The following is a 17,693-nucleotide window of genomic DNA, read 5'->3' as shown; positions in this document are numbered from 1 at the left end:
TCACACAAACATTGTTTTGAAGTACCTGGGAGGGTAAACAAGTCGGGGTTGGAGTCACACAAACATTGTTTTGAAGTACCTGGGAGGGTAAACAAGTCGGGGTTGGAGTTGTGATTGTTCCTACGTAGCAGTTATAAGTGATACTTATGCATGCATTACCGCATGGTTTGCCTTTCGTGCAATTTTTAGCTACTGCTAAAGGAGATGCTAAAAAAAGTATGAAGCTAAGGATAGTAAAGACACTTTTTGAGTTCATGCTTTTTGTAATATTTTATGAATCGGCTAGATCGTAGTGTCTGCTTCAACTTACAAACACCAAGGCTAAGCGGTTAAGAATTGCGGCTGAGTCTAACTGATCCTGATTTATTGCGCCACCCCTTTTAAGAGTAGAGCTGGAACCGGTTAAGTGCTGGAAATGTATCGATCAACTCCCCGGTGAGCGTATAACGCGGAGCATTTTTTCAGTGAGACCGGCAGTCATTGCCGCAAATTTTCCAAAAATCAGCCATTATTTTGATTTATTTTCAGGGGTAAACTCCCCTAGAGCCCCAGGGGTTATGTGGCAATTTAACCTATATTTTACAGTTACTTACGAATCGTAACTATTAGACGATACCGGCTGTGCAACCTCATACTTATACGTAGTACTACTTACACTACGGAGTTTAATAAATGAGCACACAGAACACAAAAACAGCACTCACCGAGGCCGAACTAGCGGACAGATGGTCAGTGTCTATTCGCACATTGCAAGATTGGAGGCGGCGAGGTACAGGGGTCGGTTATTTAAAGTTAGGAAAGGCAATCCGTTACCCTCGTGAAGTTGTCGAGCGGTATGAAGCCGAGCACACGGGGAATGTGGGCGGTGCCGCATGACTCCCCGGCGCGCCAACGCCGGGGAGTCCAAAAACCTGCGCCAAAAGTCTAACACAACCCCTATGTATGTAAAGCTGTGGGTGGTTTTATGACTAAAAAAGCAAAGCGAATAAAAACCACCACGTTACAAGAAGCCGTTAAACAGGCTTTGAATTGTTCGTGTGATATTCCAGAAGATGGTTATTTCAAAAATGACGAGGGCAAAAACTGTTGGATTAGGGCGTTTTCAAAAGGCTTTACTTTCGGGGACTTTACCTATCCTGAAACTAAGTATGTTTGGTTCAATCCGAAAGGCGGTGATCCAATGTCGGATGCCAAAAAGCTTGCCCAAGATGAAAAAACAACAGAGCGACAATACCGGGTCTCCATCAAATCTAGGGCTACGTGGGAGCAACTAAGAGACGCGCCAGAGGACCACCCCTACTTGATTGAAAAGAGCGTCAAACCCTACGGTGTTCGGGTAGATGGCGCTGGCCGGTTGGTTGTCCCCATGTATTGGGAGGGCGAACTATTCAACTTACAGACTATTACAGGAGCCGGAGAAAAACGGTTTTTGCCGGGGGGAAAGAAGAAAGAATGTTATTACCTTGTAGATATGCCCGAGGGTTGCCCTTCTGGGTGGCTAGATCGTATCCACCCTTCAGGTGTAACGCTACCCTACCCGTTTGGCATATCCGACGACATTATACTGATTTTGGTTGAGGGGTTTGCCACCGGCTGTAGCGTCTATGAGGCAACCGGGAACCCTGTATTTGTTTGCTTTGATGCCGGTAATTTAAAGCCTGTTACGGAGTGGGTGAGGGCTTGCTGCAAGTCCAATACCATTGTGATTGTAGGCGATTGGGACGAATCAGGGACCGGCCAACGGTGCGCCAGGGAGGCAGCGCTTGCCGTCGGCGGCAAGGTTGTACTTCCTGCCCGCAACAGCTCAGGGGTGTCACATGCCTATTAAAAAAATAAGTGATGCCAATGACATAGCCACAACCCAAGGCCTTGGCGTTTTAAAAGACATGCTAAGCCCGGAAGCTCTTGCAGTCCTGCCGGTAGAAAAGCCCTTACCAACACCCCGTGTAATGGGTGGCGTGGATGTACGAGACGGAACGGCGGACACTCGCCCCCTATCGGAGCTGGGCAACGCGTGGCGTTTAATGGATAGTTTCGGTTCTGACATCAGATATATTCCGGAAGCAAAAGCGTGGCTATATTGGGGTGGTGGGGGCTGGGCGTGGGACCCCGACGGCGTTACAGTTCGGCGGCTTGCAGCGGCATTGCCGGACCAAATCTACCGAGAGGGAGCCGACCACCTGGATGATGCGGAGGACTTCGTAAAATGGTCTAGAGCCTCCCAGAAAATACGTATCAGGGATGCAGCGGTGACATTCTTGCAAGACTTTGAGGAAATCCGCTTATCTATAGTGCTAGTTGATGCAGACCTTTTTTTGATAGGTTTCGACAATGCCAAACAGGTTCTTGATTTAAAAATAGGGAGGGGCCGACCAGCACTGAAAAACGATTACATCACCAAATCGTTAAAAGTTGAGGTTATTGGCGATGCTAAGTTAGCGGTTCGTTGGCTGGCATTCTTAACAGAAATTTTTAGTAATGATGTTGAGTTGATAGATTGGCTCCACCGCGTGTGTGGCTACTCTTTAACGGGATCTGTCGAGGAACAACTGTTTATATTTTGCTTTGGCTTCGGATCTAATGGTAAATCTGTCTTTGTGAGCCTACTGCAATATATATTCGGTGATTATGCTCGAACTGTTGCATTTGAAACCTTGACGGAAGCAAAACGGGCAGCCGGTGCTGCAAGTCCGGACAGGGCCATGCTACGCGGTGCGCGTTTTATTGTCTGCGATGAAACTTCGGACGGTGTGGCGCTAGATGAGGGCTTCATCAAGAACGCCACCGGTGGAGCCGCCATAAGCGCAAGGGAGTTGAATAAGCCCCCGATAGAGTTTACCCCCCAGTTCACGCTGTGGATGCTTGGCAATCACAAGCCAATGATCAAAGGGACTGACCACGGCATATGGCGAAGACAGAGACTACTCCCATTCCAGCGCACATTTAAGCCGGAGGAAAAAGACCCGAAGCTACTGGCCACCCTGAAAGCAGAAGCTCCACACATCTTGGCTTGGATGGTCGATGGTTGCCTTGGGTGGCTTCAACAGGGGTTACGCGATACCCCGAAAACCGTTAAAAAAGCGACTGATGACTATCAGGCGGATCAAGACTTAACGGGGAGATGGTTGAGTGAGTGCTGCGGACTTGTTGTTGACCACGAGACCCCATCAACGGCTATTTACATAAGTTATAAGAGTTGGTGTGTTGATAATGGCTTGAGGCCGCTTAGTTCAGTACGGCTGGGTAGACAGTTGGGAGAACGGGGATTTAATAACCGGCGCTCAAATGGGAAAACTCTTTGGGCCGGTATTCTGGTCATCGATAGTTCCAGCCCAAACCCAAACTATAAACAATCTGATTGGGATTTAAACGGATTCGGGGTGCCTGATTAAAAATTTCAGTGCAGAAAGTGCAGTAAAACATCATTTTCCATAAAGTCTCCTTATAAACATTAAATCTCCCGAGGAACAATATAAAAACAGGTGTTTTACTGCACTTCTGCACTGCTTCTTAATACTTGCCACTTTAACAGGCCCACTCTGCAAAGGCTGTTAAAAAACAACAAGCCATTGAAAGGTAAATAAAAACCATGCAATTAAAAGAATTAACCCGGCGAAGAATCCGGGAGGTAATAAATCAACAAATGAAAATCAATTCTCTTGCAACCTCGCCACCCGAAAAAATCGAGATAACAAAAAATTGGGTTTATAAGCAAATAGGAGGGTGTTCGTCGTCCATTAAAAAGAATTTGGATGCCTGGAAAGCCGAACTGGATGCCCACCACGCGCTTTACGACATCAAGCCGGGGCATAACTTTACCGTTGCCAATTATCGCCGCCACCACGCGCCAGAAGAACCAGCGCCGCCTCTGGTCGAGGCCAGCAATAAGGAACTGATTGCAGAGATTCAAAAATGGGCTTTCCGGGGGCTGAGCCTCTGGCAATTCAGGCGCGGGATGCTAAATGGGTCTGACATCGTAGCGCTGAGACTGTTCAAGAATAAGCATCATAAGATCATGGAAATCGATATAGCCGGCAGCCGGAAATCTACGATTCGAACAGTTAAAAAGTCTAATAAAACAACGGCTTCAGAATCCCAATTTATGGGCGAGGTCGCTGAAATAACCTTAACATGGCAAAAAAGAGGGGTATACAATGAATATTAATTACTGGCGCGCCATTTCCAACAAACGAATAAACAAAAACACCAGGCTCCCCATTGATTGGGACAGAACAAAGGAGCTTTCAACACTCCAAATCCACCCTTACATAATCGATAAAAAAACATTTGTAGTAAGCCTACAAGGCGTCTTTCAGGGGATACTCGATAATAAGCCAAAGTTTCCTTGGGCACCGCGCACGTACCGAGACCCGAGGGTGATTATGCTTGATTGTGCTACGGGGCTGCTGGTTTGGTTTCCATATGATGAAGTATTCTCGAATCTTAAAACCAAAAATGTTTGGCCGGGGGACTCAATAACTATTACCTATGAGTTGCCCGAAGCATGGAAAGTGAGTCAACGGCGGTACGTGCAATTTTGTGTTGTTGCCGGTGGGGGATTCTTACCCGACAATGTGGACAACATCCCCGCAGGTGTTTTGTTGGCGCCTCAAAGTACGAAAAAGTACGAGGCATTTTACTGAGCAAAAAATCTGAAAAACTGGCCGAATTTAACCGGCTACTCCCCGCAGTGGACAAAGGCCGCTTTGCCTAAAAATGAGGGGTGGGTTTTAGTCCGGGGTAACCCCGGACTAAAACCCTAAGCCTTAATGCAAGAGTGCTTTCAACACGTCCCCTCTGTCCAGCTCGATGCAGTAGTCAGCAATAACCCCTCTTAAATCATAATGCTGTTGTGAATAGGTGGTCATCCCGTCTTGAATCTTACCCGTTAACACAATGTGAGTCAGTATAAATCCGGCCAGTGTGTTATCTACTTCAAGTTCTTGTTTGGTTGAGGGTGCTATTAAAATACAGGTATCCTGTCCCGGAATCATAAACGGGACACCTTCCGATGTGGTTACACAGTCCCAGTGCCCGCCCTGATACCCCTTTAAAAATTCTCTGGCCGCTGCAAAGATGGTCTGATCAAACAAGGGATCATTAAAATGTTTGGTTGGGAATCCGGGCCTTTCTTGTTCGGTTGCAATGTTGAAGTTCATTTTTCATTATCTCTTTATCAAAGTTTTATTATTTTCCGGCAGTCGTTGCCGGTGACTTTTTTAAAGGTGTAATGGGGGAAATCAATCCTGATGGTGACTTATTGGTGACTCGATAAATTAACTCATCAAGCAAAATCACAATAAGTAATTGATTTAACTGGAGCCAATGATGGGAGTCGAACCCACGACCTACTGATTACGAATCAGTTGCTCTACCAACTGAGCTACATCGGCATTAATGCTTATCCTACCTTAGAGTAGCACTGTTAGACTATTTTTATAACTTGGCTATCAGCCGACCAAGATGCCTAACCCTTCGACTACGGCTTAACAAGTATTTCTACTATCGCAAATTAACGTACTGCTTTAAAACCGTCAATTTTCATATCTAACTTAGCCTTTTTTTAGCGTAACTTAACGCACCTAATAAAGCGACCTCCTGATCGGTGCAGACTTTAACGGGTATTTTCTGCAAGACGGCACGGCAACGTCCCTTTGCCAAGAAGCCCTGCATAAATTCGCCTTGCTGCAATACAGCCAAAATTTTTGCAGCTATGCCTCCGGCCAGATAAACTCCGCCATAAGGCAGGCATTTTAAAGCCAGATTTCCTGATTCCGCTCCATATAATCTGCAAAATAGGTTTAACGCTTCGACGCACAGCGCATCACTCCCCGCAACGCCCGCTTCGCCTATGACTGCGGCCGGATCTCGCTCAGTCATCTGGAACTCGGTTTCCGGGTTAGTTTGTGCGTAACTGGCGTGCTTGAGAAATTGATAAATATTGACCAGGCCCTCACCGGATATCAGCCGCTCACAACTGATACGCTCAGAATATTTTGCCAGTAAGTGCCTGAGCAAGGCTATTTCCCGCTCATTAGTCGGCGAAAAATCGGCATGCCCGCCTTCACTGGCAATAATATGATACGCGGAACCATTCCATGCGATTATTGCTTCACCCAAGCCGGTTCCGGCCGCGATCACGGCAATATTGCCTTGCTGCGGTTGTGCATCGGGATTCAACTCGACAAAATTGTGCTCCGGCAAGTCCAATAAGCCCCATGCGGTTGCTTCGAGGTCATTCAACAACCAGACATTTTGAGTATTGACCCGCTCGCCAATTTCTTTACTGCTGAGTGCCCACGGCAAGTTGGTTGTTTCGCAACTGCCATTGGCAATAACACCGGCCACGCCGAGACAGACAGCAGCTATCTGCGTGCAATCTGTGTCAGTCAAAAACGATGTTAATAACTCGGTAAACGTTGGATAGTGGGTACTGGAAAATTGCTCTTTTTTTAGACATGTAACATCATCGCCTTCGGCATCAAACAGTGCCAGCAGGGTTTTTGTCCCCCCCACGTCACCGGCCAGATAGATCTGTCTGGAGCCGATTTGCACATGAAGGGGTTCGGGCTGGGGCAGCCCGTCATAAGTCATTGCGTGCCTTCGTAACTATTGAATACTTTGGTATGATTTTCGCGGTCGAAACTCATCACTTTATAAGCGTCTTTTGTATCGCCCATTTCCATGCCGGGACTACCGTTAACCATACCCGGCACCGCAATCCCGGCAACTTTGGGCTTGGTTTTCAATAATTTTTTTATGTCATCGGCAGGCACATGGCCTTCAACCACATAGCCATCAACGATGGCTGTGTGACAGGAAGCCATTTCCCTGGTAACGCCGTATTTATCTTTTACCGCCTGTACGTCATTAGTGACGATATCTTCTACATTAAAATTATTTTCTTTCAGATGCTCCAGCCATTTTCCGCAACAGGTACAGGTCGGGCTCCTATGAACTACGATATCAATAGGCTTGCTTTCCGCACTAACGCCCAGATTGACAGCGAGTAAGCTGATTGCCAGCAAAGTGTTCGATATTCTCATAGTCGTAACCTCTTTATTGATTAGATTAAATGCTTATGCCTGATGATAAGTCCGGCTGTGTTGATGTACCGCATCAACCATTGCTTTAACATGATCAGGATTCATATCAGGCAAAATACCGTGTCCCAAGTTGAACACATGACCCGAACCCGAGCCGTATTTATGTAAGATGGTTTTTATTTTTTCGGTGATGACGTCAGGACTGGCATACAGCGCAACCGGGTCCATATTACCCTGCAAAGCGACTTGATGACCGACCCTGACGCGAGCCTGTTGTATATCGGTCTGCCAATCCAGGCCCAGAGCGTCATAGCCTGAATCGGCCATGGCTTCCAGCCAGAGCCCGCCGCCTTTGGTGAACAGGATGGTTGGAATCTGCTGCCCGTCTATATTGGTTTTAAGCAAGGCCCTGACTTGTTTGGCGTAATATAAGGAAAATTCGACATAATCTTCGCTCGTCAACATGCCGCCCCAGGTATCGAATAACATGACTGCCTGAGCACCCGCTTCAATTTGAGCATTTAAGTAAGCCGCGACCGATTGCGCCAGTTTATCCAACATAACATGCATCAACTTGGGCTGCTCATACATCATGCTTTTGACTTTTTGAAAGCTCTTGCTGCTGCCGCCTTCGACCATATACGTCGCCAGCGTCCAGGGGCTACCGGAAAATCCGATTAACGGTACGCTGCCTTGCAGGTTCTTTCTTATCAGACGAACCGCATCGACTACGTAACGCAAATCCGTTTCCGGGTCGGGAATCGGCAATTTATTCACATCTGCCGCAGTCCTGACCGGATGGGTGAATTTAGGTCCCTCACCTTCGGTAAAATAAAGCCCCAATCCCATGGCATCGGGAATGGTCAAAATGTCCGAAAACAAAATGGCCGCATCAAAATCAAAGCGCCGTAACGGCTGTAGAGTAACCTCGCAAGCCAGCTCCGGATTGGTACACAGATCTAAAAAACTGCCGGCCTGCTCTCTGACTTTCCGGTATTCCGGCAGATAACGCCCCGCTTGGCGCATCATCCAAATCGGCGTGTAGTCCACAGGTTGTTTTAACAGCGCTCTAATAAAAGTATCGTTTTTTAATGCGGTCATGGATTTAATTATTCCGGTTTAAAATTTTATGGTGTTTTAGCGCATGGGTAACATATCGGCCCTGTGGGTACAATCTATGTTTACTGAGCTATTTTTCTTACTAATGCTCTGTGGAATTCAAAGGGTAAGGATTCCTTGGCTTTATTTGCTGATGGGGCATCGGGATATGAGCCATACTCTAAAATAAATTTCTCTTTGCCTTTGACTATCGTTCTAGTAATCCTAATATCCGGCCCCAACGCCGGGTACCTCTTGATCATATCGTCCGCAGATGATTGTTTTGATAACACCATAAGCTGCAACGTAAAATTATTTGCTGACGACGCCAATGGCGCTTCGAGTGCCAAGGATGGCGGAAGTGTCGAAGTCGGTAGGGAACCGATACGACCAGGTTCCGATTGCTGTGGTACCGCAGTTTCTATAGTTCGCTGTTCAGGGACTGCCGTAGTTTCTATGGCGCGCTGCTCAGGGACTGCCGTAATTTCTACGGGCTTTGGCGGTATCTGGATTGTTTCGAGCTTATTGGCCGTAATCGATTCCACACCATTGATCGCCTTCTTCAGTTCAGCTTGTTTTAATTTTTCTCGCGAAGCCCAAAGCCGCTCTGCCATTTTCTGCTGAGCGATGTCCGGCTGCTTTTTGTCCAACTTCTGATCAACTCCAATCGTACGTACCGGCTCGGGTTGGGCTTTGATCTCCAAATCCTGAGTAATAGGCGGTTGGGCATCATTAGTTGCTTTAACTGATTCCGACTGTTTTTGTTGTTCAGCGCCAAGCGGCATTGGCTGCGTTGCCTGTATTGATATAGGAGCAATTGGCGCGGAATGCAACGCATTATTTGTTAACTGCTTATCAACAGCCGAGCTTGCCGACTCAGGCTTTGCCGGGGCGGTAACGGGCTGTTGATTATTCCTGTTTACATTGACTTCGACTGAAGGCGCTAATGCGTCTTTCGTGTCATGCCCTTCATTTTCTACCGGACTTAGATAAGGACCGCGGACAGGAGTGGGAGTGGCCGGTACTGATTGCTGCTGGATAACCGGCTGAACTGGCGGCAGCGGGAGCATTATCTGCGACTCTGGCCGTGGAGGGGCAATTTCGATATTGTCGGCTTTCTGTTCGACAGCAGTAGGAGGAGCTATCACTTTTTTATCATTATCTTTTGATGACTCAAGAGGCAAAACAATGCCGGGAGCAGTATGACGTGGCGTCGATGATAATAGCCACTGAATGCCTAACGCTATAACGATTGCTGCGGCAATGGCGAGAATAAGTATCCATTTCAATTTCCCCCCTTGCTTAGCACCGGATGACACCCCCGATATATCGGCGATAATCCTTCCCGGAACCCCATGCGTCTCGCGATAAATATGCGCTATCATATTGTCATTGATTGTTTTAAACGACAGATTTGCATAAGGCTTTGTTGACAAGTGTTGTAAAAAGTCGCCGCACTGTTTTTCTGATAAGGAAGGAATTTCAATGATATGGCAATCATCAATCGCTCGATCCGAACCTCGTTTTACCTGTAATTCATCATGTGTTAAAGCGAAAACCACCCTTAAAGCGGGATTTGCCGCTGCATATTGAATGATTGTCGCGATCAGGCCGGGGACTAATTCACCCGCATTATCAATAATTAATACCACTTGTTTAGATTGGCCTTCATAGCGCGCCCTGACCAACTGCTCCTGAATCGCCTCAAAACTTACGGCGGCATTACCCTGTACAAGGCAATAGCGCCATGATTCAGTCTTGCGCCCTTGCAAAATGTTAAGTAACGTCGTTTTACCGATGCCTTCCGGACCACAGACAACAAGGGCCTGCGTCAGGTTTGAAAGCAGGTGAATTAATAAATCAAGCTTTTGTGTGCGTTCCTTTGTTATCAAGGAGTGAGCAGCCTTATTTATCTGATCCGCCGACTGCTGTTTCACATGATAAGTAAAACTATCATCTTCTACCATAGGTTTTAAGTGTCATCTCCAATAGGGCTCGGTCTATGTCTACAGGCAATGTTGCCATACCGATTTTTTGTAACAGAATCAACCTGATCTGGCCGTCTACATTCTTTTTATCTACCGCCATTAATTCCAAAAACCGGTCTGAATCGATTTGTTCCGGCGGCTGTACGGGTAATCTCGTTTTTTTAAATAGCGCAATGATTCTTGCAACATCTTCCTCATTCAGCCAGCCTTTTCTTTTGGAAAGATCGGCGGCCTGGCACGTTCCAATGGCTACAGCCTCACCGTGAAGATATTTACCATAACCGGCACCGGTCTCTATCGCATGTCCGAAAGTATGGCCTAAATTTAACGTCGCCCTGATTCCGGTTTCGGTTTCATCTTCGGCGACAATCTCGGCTTTATTAATGCATGACCGTTCAATCGCATAAGCCAATGCCTGTTTATCTCTGGCTAGTAGCGCGTCAATATTGTTTTCCAGCCATTCGAAGAACTCAGCATCTCTGATCAGGCCGTATTTAATCACTTCGGCTAGGCCGGCAGCCAATTGACGCTCATCCAGCGTATCCAAAACATCAGCATCGGCGATAACGCATTGCGGCTGGTAAAAAGCGCCAATCATATTTTTACCCAGCGGATGATTGACCCCGGTTTTGCCTCCTACCGAAGAATCAACCTGAGCCAGCAAGGTTGTAGGTATTTGCAGAAAAGAAATGCCTCGTTGATAACAGGCTGCCGCAAAACCGCCCATATCACCAATGACACCACCGCCTAAAGCAATCAAGGTGGCATTACGGCTAAATTTGCAGGCCAGCAGTTTATCAAAGATTTGAGTTACATAGTCTAAAGTCTTAAATTGTTCGCCATCGGGCAATATTACTGTTGCGACAATATAGCCCTGTAGGTTTTTTAAAACTGCATCCAGATATAGAGGCGCAATGGTTTCATTGGTGACGACAACAACCTGCTTGGACTTTATATGCTTTACGAACAATTCAGACTGGCTCAATAAACCAGAGCCTATATAGATCGGGTAACTACGGTCACCTAATTCAACCAGTAATTTTTTCATATTTATTAATGCTTGTAGATCGGGCTAGCTTGGCGTAACCGGGGATTTGCCGCTTCGATGCGTCGGGTTATGCCAAGCTAACCTAGATAGATTTTGTTTAACGATTAACTGAGTTGTATTCTTCTAGAATGTGGCTAACCACTTCTTTGCTTTGCATGACGCCTGTGTCGATTTTAAAGTCAGCGCAGGACAAATACAGCGGCTCACGCTGTGCGAATAAAGTCTCTATCCGGTCTCTTGGGTTATCCGTTTTCAGCAAGGGACGTTGCGTATCTCTACGCGTCCGCTCCAGAATTCTTTCTACCGAACATTGCAAGTAAACGATAAAGCCGTTTTCTTTCAATAGCTTGCGATTTTCTTCACGCAAAATAGCACCGCCACCGGTAGCCAGTACGATACCCTCCATTTGCGTCAATTGCTGAATCATCTTCTGCTCTCTATCCCTGAATCCTTCTTCTCCCTCAAACTCGAATATCGTGGGAATATCTACGCCGGTCCTTTCCTCAATCGCTTTGTCACTGTCATAAAAAGGCAATTTAAGCGCCCTGGCTAACTGCCGTCCTATCGTAGTTTTTCCTGCACCCATGAGGCCAACTAAATATATATTCTCTGATCGCGTCATGACCTGCCTTATTTGCGGGGTAAACCATTAAAAAAGGAGGCATTATGCCCCCTTTTTGCTTCGAGTAGAAGCAATCAATCGCTGGCTATATTATCTTTCATAATTTTGGGTGTGACAAAAATCAACAATTCCCGCTTCTCTTTCTGAGCCGTTGAATTTGTAAATAAAAAACCAATCCCCGGCAAATCGGCGAAAAATGGGATTTTATTCTTGCCATATGTTTCAGTACCTTCATAAACCCCGCCTAAAACAACGGTCTCTCCATCCTGGACGAGTACCGATGTTTTAATCTGCCTTTTATCAATGCCGGGATTACCCGATACAGGATTGCTAGTTGCATTCGCATTGTCCTTCTTAACCAGCAAGTTCATAACAACCGAACCACTCGGTGTAATCTGTGGCGTTGCGTCTAATTCAAGCACTGCGTCGATATACGTGGTAGTTGCCGGAGAATTTGCCGTCGGAGGCGTCGTAACCGGAATTTGCACACCTTGCGTCATAACGGCTGTGCAGCGATCCATGGTCATGACCCTGGGGTTTGAGACTATTTCACCTTTCCCTTCTGTTTGTAATGCCTGAAGCTCAAGATTCAACACATAATCGGCGCCTCTAGCCAGGGTCATTCCCAAAGCGCCGGGCGGGGTAGATGTTAACGCTGCCGCACCCAAATCGACCAGTAAATCGGTTGGTTTTCTTGTGTTTACAGTAGGATCTCCGCCACTTGAAGGAATCTGGGTACCACCTACAGCAAATGTCTTATTAGAACCGACAGCCGCTTCTTTTGCCGCACCAAACTTGACACCTAAGGTTTCAATGAAATTATCATTAGCAATAACAACCCGCGCTTCAACCATTACCTGACGTACAGGAACATCAAGCTTGCGAATCAGTTTCTTGACTTCTTCCAGGCGTTTTGTCGTCTCGCGAACAATCAAGGTATTGGTTCGTGCATCGACGATGGCCGATCCACGAGCGGAAAGCAAGCCAAACTTGTCATCATTGCCTCCTGAGCCACTGCTTCCTGCTCCTTGGCTTGATTGCCCGCCACCCGAAGCGCCTGCAGCCCCCCCGGAACCTCCAGCGGATGAAGAAACTGAGGAAGAAGATGAACCTCCGGATGAAGATGATCCTGATGTAGCTGTCACCCCGCAACTGCCAAAAGCACCGGTATCAGCACCATTTAACAAATTTCTAAAATTCTCGGCTTTGGCGTAATTGATTTTAATATATTCAGTCACTAGCGGGTCTAATTGCTCAACGACTTTCTCTGTTTCCTGTTGTTTTTTCTTATAGTCCTTAATTTTATCCAAAGGAGAAATCAATGTGACATTACCGGTCTCATACTTGCCCAGATCCTTGGTCATCATGATGAAATCTAACGCTTCATCCCAAGGCACATCATCCAGTTTTAAAGTAATTGTACCCGTCACATCATCACCGGCAACTACATTCTGTCCGGTAAACTCGGCCAAAATAGCAATAACACTACGTATTTCAATTTCCTGAAAATTTAAAGACAATCTGTCGCCAGTATATTTGATGCGCGATTTATCCAGCGCGTCTTTTTCTTCATTACTTAAAGGACGAAACTCAACAGTCAGCAGCCCATCCGCTTGAAATACTGAATAATCATAAAGTGGATTTTGCGGAGTCACGGTAATAGTGGTCTGCTGGTCAGACGAGACCGTATCAATAAACTTAACGGGTGTTGCAAACTCGGAAACATCCAGACGTTTAGCCAAGCCTTCAGGCAGCCGGGTATTTAAAAAGCTTATAATAATTTTCCCGCCTTGTTCTTTGGAATTAACAATAGTATTAGGATTGGCAAGGGAAACCAGTATGCGCCCTTCTCCTTTATCGCCTCGCTTAAAGTCAAAGCCGCTAATATCCTGCTCAGGTATTAGCGCCGCAGCCACTGAATTAGCGGCCTTTGTTGAAACAGGGATTGCCGCCTTTGCAACAACAGGCTTTGTAGTAGGCACCACAGCCTTTGCTCGAGTCAGGGTCAGCAACACCTTATCGCCAACCACTTTTGTTTCAAACGGTATTGATTCAATCAGGTTAACAACAACACGAACTCTACCGGCGGCTTCTACCACATAAACACTGTTCGCTGCCCCCTGGTTTATGGGGTACATTTTTTTTGCCAGCGCGCTTTTTACACCGGGAAAGTCCAAAGCAATTCGCGCGGGATTATCGGTCTTAAATATTTGAGGGGTAATGGCTGGCCCTGTCATTACCATTTCAATTTGCAGTTTGTCGCCAGCCTGTGTCGCAAAGTCAATGCCCGACAATGCCAATTCGCCTGCGTTAACAGATGCAATTTGAAAGATAAATAAAAATAGAGTTAAGCCAATGTGTGCATACAATGGCCGCCACGTTTTATCCTGTGTCCTGTGGATGCTCACAATAACGCCGCCTTGTTTATTATTCATTTATTATCCTCAGAATCACTCTGTCAATGTTATTGCAGCGGGTTGTTCATGCCATGTTCCCGGTTTATCGGGAACTATTTCCATTAATTCAATTTTATCGCTGACTATCCGTATAATTTTTCCGTAATTTTTACCTACATAATTTCCGACCTTAACGCGATAAATGGTGCCGTCGCTGGCTTTTACCAATCCCCACAGACTCGACTTCATATTTACAGTACCTACCATCTTTAAACCATCCAAAGGAAATGCTTCCAACTCTTCTTTACGCCGGGTCGTATCGGGCTTGATACCACTACCGGCAGAAACATCAACACCCTCGGCCTGTTCGGGCTGCTCCAGCGGCTTAAATGGATCACGCAGACCTTCCGGCTTAAACATAAAAGGCTCAATTACCTTAATCTCAGGTAAAGGCTTAATCGACTCCTTAGGCCTTGCCTTCACTTCTGAGATATAGCGATTTAAATCTGAAAAATCCTCGTTGCCACAACCTGTCAGTAACGTCATAACAATCAGACAACTTACGACCGCCAAGGACGGTGGGAGTGCCGCGACTGGTAGGGAACCAGTGCGACCGACCGCCAAGGACGGTGGGAGTGCCGCGACTGGTAGGGAACCAGTGCGACCGACCGCCAAGGACGGTGGGAGTGCCGCGGCTGGTAGGGAACCAGTGCGACCGACCGCCAAGGACGGTGGGAGTGCCGCGGCAGGTAGGGAACCAGCGCGGTCGACCGCCAAGGAAGGTAGCAATAACTTATTGTATTCCATTACTTTTGCCCTCTTTTCTTTTTGGTAGCCGTAGACTCTTCTCCACCAACGCTTTCGTTATAGGTCTTCACGGTCGCATTCATTTTCATTTCCCCTGCTTTACCTTCCTTGCTTTCGGGAACAATAGTCACATCATGTACAGTAACAATTCGGGGCAATGAGGCTAAACCGCTCACAAACAATCCCAACTCCTCGTATTTTCCAATAACCTCAATATTAATTGGCAACTCTGAGTAGAAATCCTTACGAACAGGAATCCCCGGTTTGAATAATCTAAACGCCAGACCGCTCGCCAGTCCTGTCTGAGAAATATCAATCAATAGGCTTGCAACCTCTTCTTGTGTCGGCATTTGCCGAATCATATCCTCCAACTCTGTTTCAATTTGCGCCAACTGATTCTGGTAATCCGGAAGATTGATTGATTTTTTTTGTTTGGTCTCAAACGCCTGTTTTAATTCCAGCTCTTTTTTCTCGGAAGCATCAAGCGCCGCCAACTGGTCAAGCGTGTCATAATAAACACCTGCGCCAAAAACCAGGATGCATATAACTAAAATTGTTGCCGCTTTAACAGGTAGAGGCCAAGTGCCCGCCTCATTAAAATCCCAATTAATTTCTGACAAATTCATTATTTACCCCCAGCCGGTGGCTTCGCGGCACTTCCACTATCTGCGGCAGCTTGCGCATTCTGGTTACCTTGCTTGGCGTGTAGAGTAAAATCGCTTAACTGCTCAGAACTCACTTTGCTCGCTGTCTGAATCACATCAAGCGTTGGAACTTTCAGCCAAGCCGAGGATTCTATCGCTCTCATAAAAGCGGAAACACGCGCATTTGATTGTGACTTGCCCTCAAAATTCAGTTCCGCACCGACCTGAGTAAATTTTGTCAGGAAAACCCCATCCGGTGTCACTCTGGGAAGCTCATCAAACAAATGCACAATCTCAGGACGACTTTCCTGAAGCTTCTGAATCAATTCAATTTTGGTCAGCAACTTACTTTTTTGCTCCTCAATAGTTTTTATTTTGCCAATTTTTATATCCAGTAACGCTATTTCGTCCTGTATCATTTTGTTTCTTTGTTCCTGATGCGCTTTAAGCCCTTCAATATACATATGAACCCCGGCAAAAATAATCGCTGTAACCAAAACAGCCGCGCCAATCGCATTGATAAAGTCCTGTTTTTTCTGCGCCCGCAGCTCTTCACGCCAAGGTAGTAAATTGATTTTTGCCATTAGTCAAAGCTCCTCAGTGCCAAGCCGCATGCAATCATCATTGCGGAAGCATCGTTGCTCAATGACTGAGGTTTTACTTTATTGGATAACGCCATATTGATAAAAGGATTCGCTATAACTGTAGGAACTTCTATGGCTTGCTGAACCAATTTATCGATACCGGGTATTGATGCGCAGCCACCCGCCAGGATAAGACTATCGATACGCCTGTTCGCGCTTGATGAAACAAAAAACTGTATCGACCGTTGAATTTGCTGAACCATTGCCCGCTTAAACGGATCAAGCACATCAACGCTATAATTGTCTGGAAGTCCGCCCAACTTTTTTGCCAAGCCGGCCTCTTCATAAGTTAATCCGTAGCGGCGCTGAATCTCTTCGGTTAACTGCTTGCCGCCAAACCCCTGCTCTCTTGTGTACACGGTGCGACAATTATATAAAACATTTAAGGCGGTCATGGTCGCGCCGATATCCACGATCGCAACCGTTTGACTTCCTACAGCATCCGGCAATTGATCAACCAACAAGGTAAAGGCATTTTCCATCGCAAACGCTTCGACATCGACAATTTTGGCTTTTAACCCTGCCTTTGCCAACACTTCCACACGATCCGCAATAATTTCTTTTCTCGATGCCGCAAGCAGTACATTGACCATTTCAGGGTTGTTTTCATTTTCGCCCTGTACTTCAAAATCGAAATTCACCTCATCAAGCGAATAAGGCACATACTGGTCCGCTTCAACCATAATCTGCTCTTCCATTTCATCATCGGTTAATGATGCGGGCATGGGTATAACTTTGGTCATCACTGATGATCCTGCAACAGCGACAGATGCTTGCTTTAACTTGGACCCGGATTGCTTTAAAGCGGATTTAATCGCGTCTGCTATTACTTCAATGTTGGCTATATTTTTGTCAATAACAGCATCTTGCGGCAAAGGCGATACGGCATAACTCTCAACCCGGTAACGAGCGCCGATTTTACTCAATTCGAGTAATTTTATAGCTGCTGTACTGATATCGATACCAAGAACCGCGCTCTGTTTCTGACTAAACCAACTCATGAACTAACCTTTGAAAAACTTGATGAATTATGTGACCGATCAATGCAATGCCGATCTCCCGGCAACCGCCCTCTGCTTGCTCTACCGCCTTTTCTCGGCACATCATTACGCTAATATTGCATTGCTTATATGGAGATAAGATATGATACGGCGGAAGCTCCACCTAAAGTACCTACTGTTGGGGCGTTATCGCCTATCCTGGGCAAATACTTCCCGCATCCATGCAAGCCTGTCGGCTGTAACTAACAATCACAAAACCTATTTACTGGCGAAAGTATAGTAGTCTTTTTTATTTTGATGCTTAAAATGTTCAATTTATTTGCTTAACCTGTTGCTTTTTATCTTCATCAAGAATATTTCGGCCGGTATTTTATCTTTATATTCTTAAGGCTTAGGTTT

At 46.2% G+C, this 17,693-nt stretch carries 17 protein-coding genes and 1 tRNA gene; 5 read left to right on the top strand and 13 right to left on the bottom strand.

Features of this window, described 5'->3' with window-relative positions:
• The first annotated feature begins 672 nt into the window (after window positions 1-672).
• The 5 genes from V7051_RS24690 (at window position 673) to V7051_RS15035 (ending at window position 4,643) form a co-directional block, all read left to right on the top strand.
• The gene (locus V7051_RS24690) at window positions 673-876 is read left to right on the top strand and encodes a helix-turn-helix domain-containing protein (protein WP_442919657.1); all 204 of its coding nucleotides are present in this window, start codon (window positions 673-675) and stop codon (window positions 874-876) included.
• Window positions 877-964: 88 nt separating this feature from the next.
• Entirely contained in the window at window positions 965-1,828 is an 864-nt protein-coding gene (locus V7051_RS15050) for a toprim domain-containing protein (protein ID WP_333875414.1), read from the top strand.
• Window positions 1,818-3,392 carry a DNA primase family protein gene (locus tag V7051_RS15045; RefSeq protein ID WP_333875412.1) on the top strand — a complete coding sequence of 525 codons (1,575 nt, stop codon included), beginning with the start codon at window positions 1,818-1,820 and terminating at the stop codon, window positions 3,390-3,392. Before V7051_RS15050 ends, V7051_RS15045 begins: the two co-directional genes overlap by 11 nt.
• 197 nt (window positions 3,393-3,589) lie before the next feature.
• The gene (locus V7051_RS15040) at window positions 3,590-4,165 is read left to right on the top strand and encodes a hypothetical protein (protein ID WP_334181153.1); all 576 of its coding nucleotides are present in this window, start codon (window positions 3,590-3,592) and stop codon (window positions 4,163-4,165) included.
• The gene (locus V7051_RS15035) at window positions 4,155-4,643 is read left to right on the top strand and encodes a hypothetical protein (protein WP_333875407.1); all 489 of its coding nucleotides are present in this window, start codon (window positions 4,155-4,157) and stop codon (window positions 4,641-4,643) included. Before V7051_RS15040 ends, V7051_RS15035 begins: the two co-directional genes overlap by 11 nt.
• Window positions 4,644-4,766: 123 nt before the next feature.
• Here the strand turns inward: V7051_RS15035 and V7051_RS15030 are convergent, their stop codons facing one another.
• From V7051_RS15030 to V7051_RS14970, 13 genes are all read right to left on the bottom strand, one after another.
• A complete protein-coding gene (locus V7051_RS15030) occupies window positions 4,767-5,159 on the bottom strand; it encodes an antirestriction protein (protein ID WP_333875405.1) in 393 nt (130 codons plus the stop codon).
• A gap of 158 nt (window positions 5,160-5,317) precedes the next feature.
• A tRNA-Thr gene (locus V7051_RS15025) sits at window positions 5,318-5,393 on the bottom strand.
• Between the two features lie 154 nt (window positions 5,394-5,547).
• Window positions 5,548-6,594 carry a glucokinase gene (gene glk / locus V7051_RS15020; RefSeq protein WP_333875403.1) on the bottom strand — a complete coding sequence of 349 codons (1,047 nt, stop codon included), beginning with the start codon at window positions 6,592-6,594 and terminating at the stop codon, window positions 5,548-5,550.
• Window positions 6,591-7,046, bottom strand: a complete 456-nt coding sequence (locus V7051_RS15015; protein ID WP_333875401.1) for a DUF411 domain-containing protein — start codon at window positions 7,044-7,046, stop codon at window positions 6,591-6,593. The genes glk and V7051_RS15015 overlap by 4 nt, the downstream gene beginning before the upstream one ends.
• A gap of 33 nt (window positions 7,047-7,079) precedes the next feature.
• Window positions 7,080-8,147, bottom strand: coding sequence for a uroporphyrinogen decarboxylase (gene hemE / locus V7051_RS15010; RefSeq protein ID WP_333875400.1), 1,068 nt, complete (start codon window positions 8,145-8,147; stop codon window positions 7,080-7,082).
• A gap of 80 nt (window positions 8,148-8,227) precedes the next feature.
• The gene (locus V7051_RS15005; RefSeq protein WP_333875398.1) at window positions 8,228-10,111 is read right to left on the bottom strand and encodes an SPOR domain-containing protein; all 1,884 of its coding nucleotides are present in this window, start codon (window positions 10,109-10,111) and stop codon (window positions 8,228-8,230) included.
• Window positions 10,098-11,180 (bottom strand): 3-dehydroquinate synthase, encoded by a 1,083-nt coding sequence (gene aroB / locus V7051_RS15000; protein WP_333875396.1) that lies wholly within the window; start codon window positions 11,178-11,180, stop codon window positions 10,098-10,100. Before aroB ends, V7051_RS15005 begins: the two co-directional genes overlap by 14 nt.
• Window positions 11,181-11,277: 97 nt before the next feature.
• Entirely contained in the window at window positions 11,278-11,802 is a 525-nt protein-coding gene (gene aroK, locus V7051_RS14995; protein ID WP_333875395.1) for a shikimate kinase AroK, read from the bottom strand.
• A 74-nt stretch (window positions 11,803-11,876) separates the two neighbouring features.
• Window positions 11,877-14,237: a type IV pilus secretin PilQ gene (gene pilQ, locus V7051_RS14990; protein WP_333875394.1), complete on the bottom strand. Its 2,361-nt coding sequence runs from the start codon at window positions 14,235-14,237 to the stop codon at window positions 11,877-11,879.
• Between the two features lie 15 nt (window positions 14,238-14,252).
• On the bottom strand, window positions 14,253-14,744 hold the full coding sequence (locus tag V7051_RS14985; RefSeq protein ID WP_333875463.1) for a pilus assembly protein PilP: 492 nt from the start codon (window positions 14,742-14,744) through the stop codon (window positions 14,253-14,255).
• A gap of 260 nt (window positions 14,745-15,004) precedes the next feature.
• Window positions 15,005-15,631, bottom strand: a complete 627-nt coding sequence (locus V7051_RS14980) for a type 4a pilus biogenesis protein PilO (protein ID WP_333875392.1) — start codon at window positions 15,629-15,631, stop codon at window positions 15,005-15,007.
• Window positions 15,631-16,233 (bottom strand): PilN domain-containing protein, encoded by a 603-nt coding sequence (locus V7051_RS14975; protein ID WP_333875390.1) that lies wholly within the window; start codon window positions 16,231-16,233, stop codon window positions 15,631-15,633. The genes V7051_RS14980 and V7051_RS14975 overlap by 1 nt, the downstream gene beginning before the upstream one ends.
• Window positions 16,233-17,294 carry a pilus assembly protein PilM gene (locus tag V7051_RS14970; RefSeq protein WP_333875389.1) on the bottom strand — a complete coding sequence of 354 codons (1,062 nt, stop codon included), beginning with the start codon at window positions 17,292-17,294 and terminating at the stop codon, window positions 16,233-16,235. Before V7051_RS14970 ends, V7051_RS14975 begins: the two co-directional genes overlap by 1 nt.
• Window positions 17,295-17,693: the final 399 nt, after the last annotated feature.

The sequence above is a fragment of the Methylobacter sp. genome, assembly GCF_036845245.1.
Classification (GTDB): Bacteria; Pseudomonadota; Gammaproteobacteria; order Methylococcales; family Methylomonadaceae; genus Methylobacter_A.
This window is presented reverse-complemented; position numbering and strand designations above follow the sequence as displayed.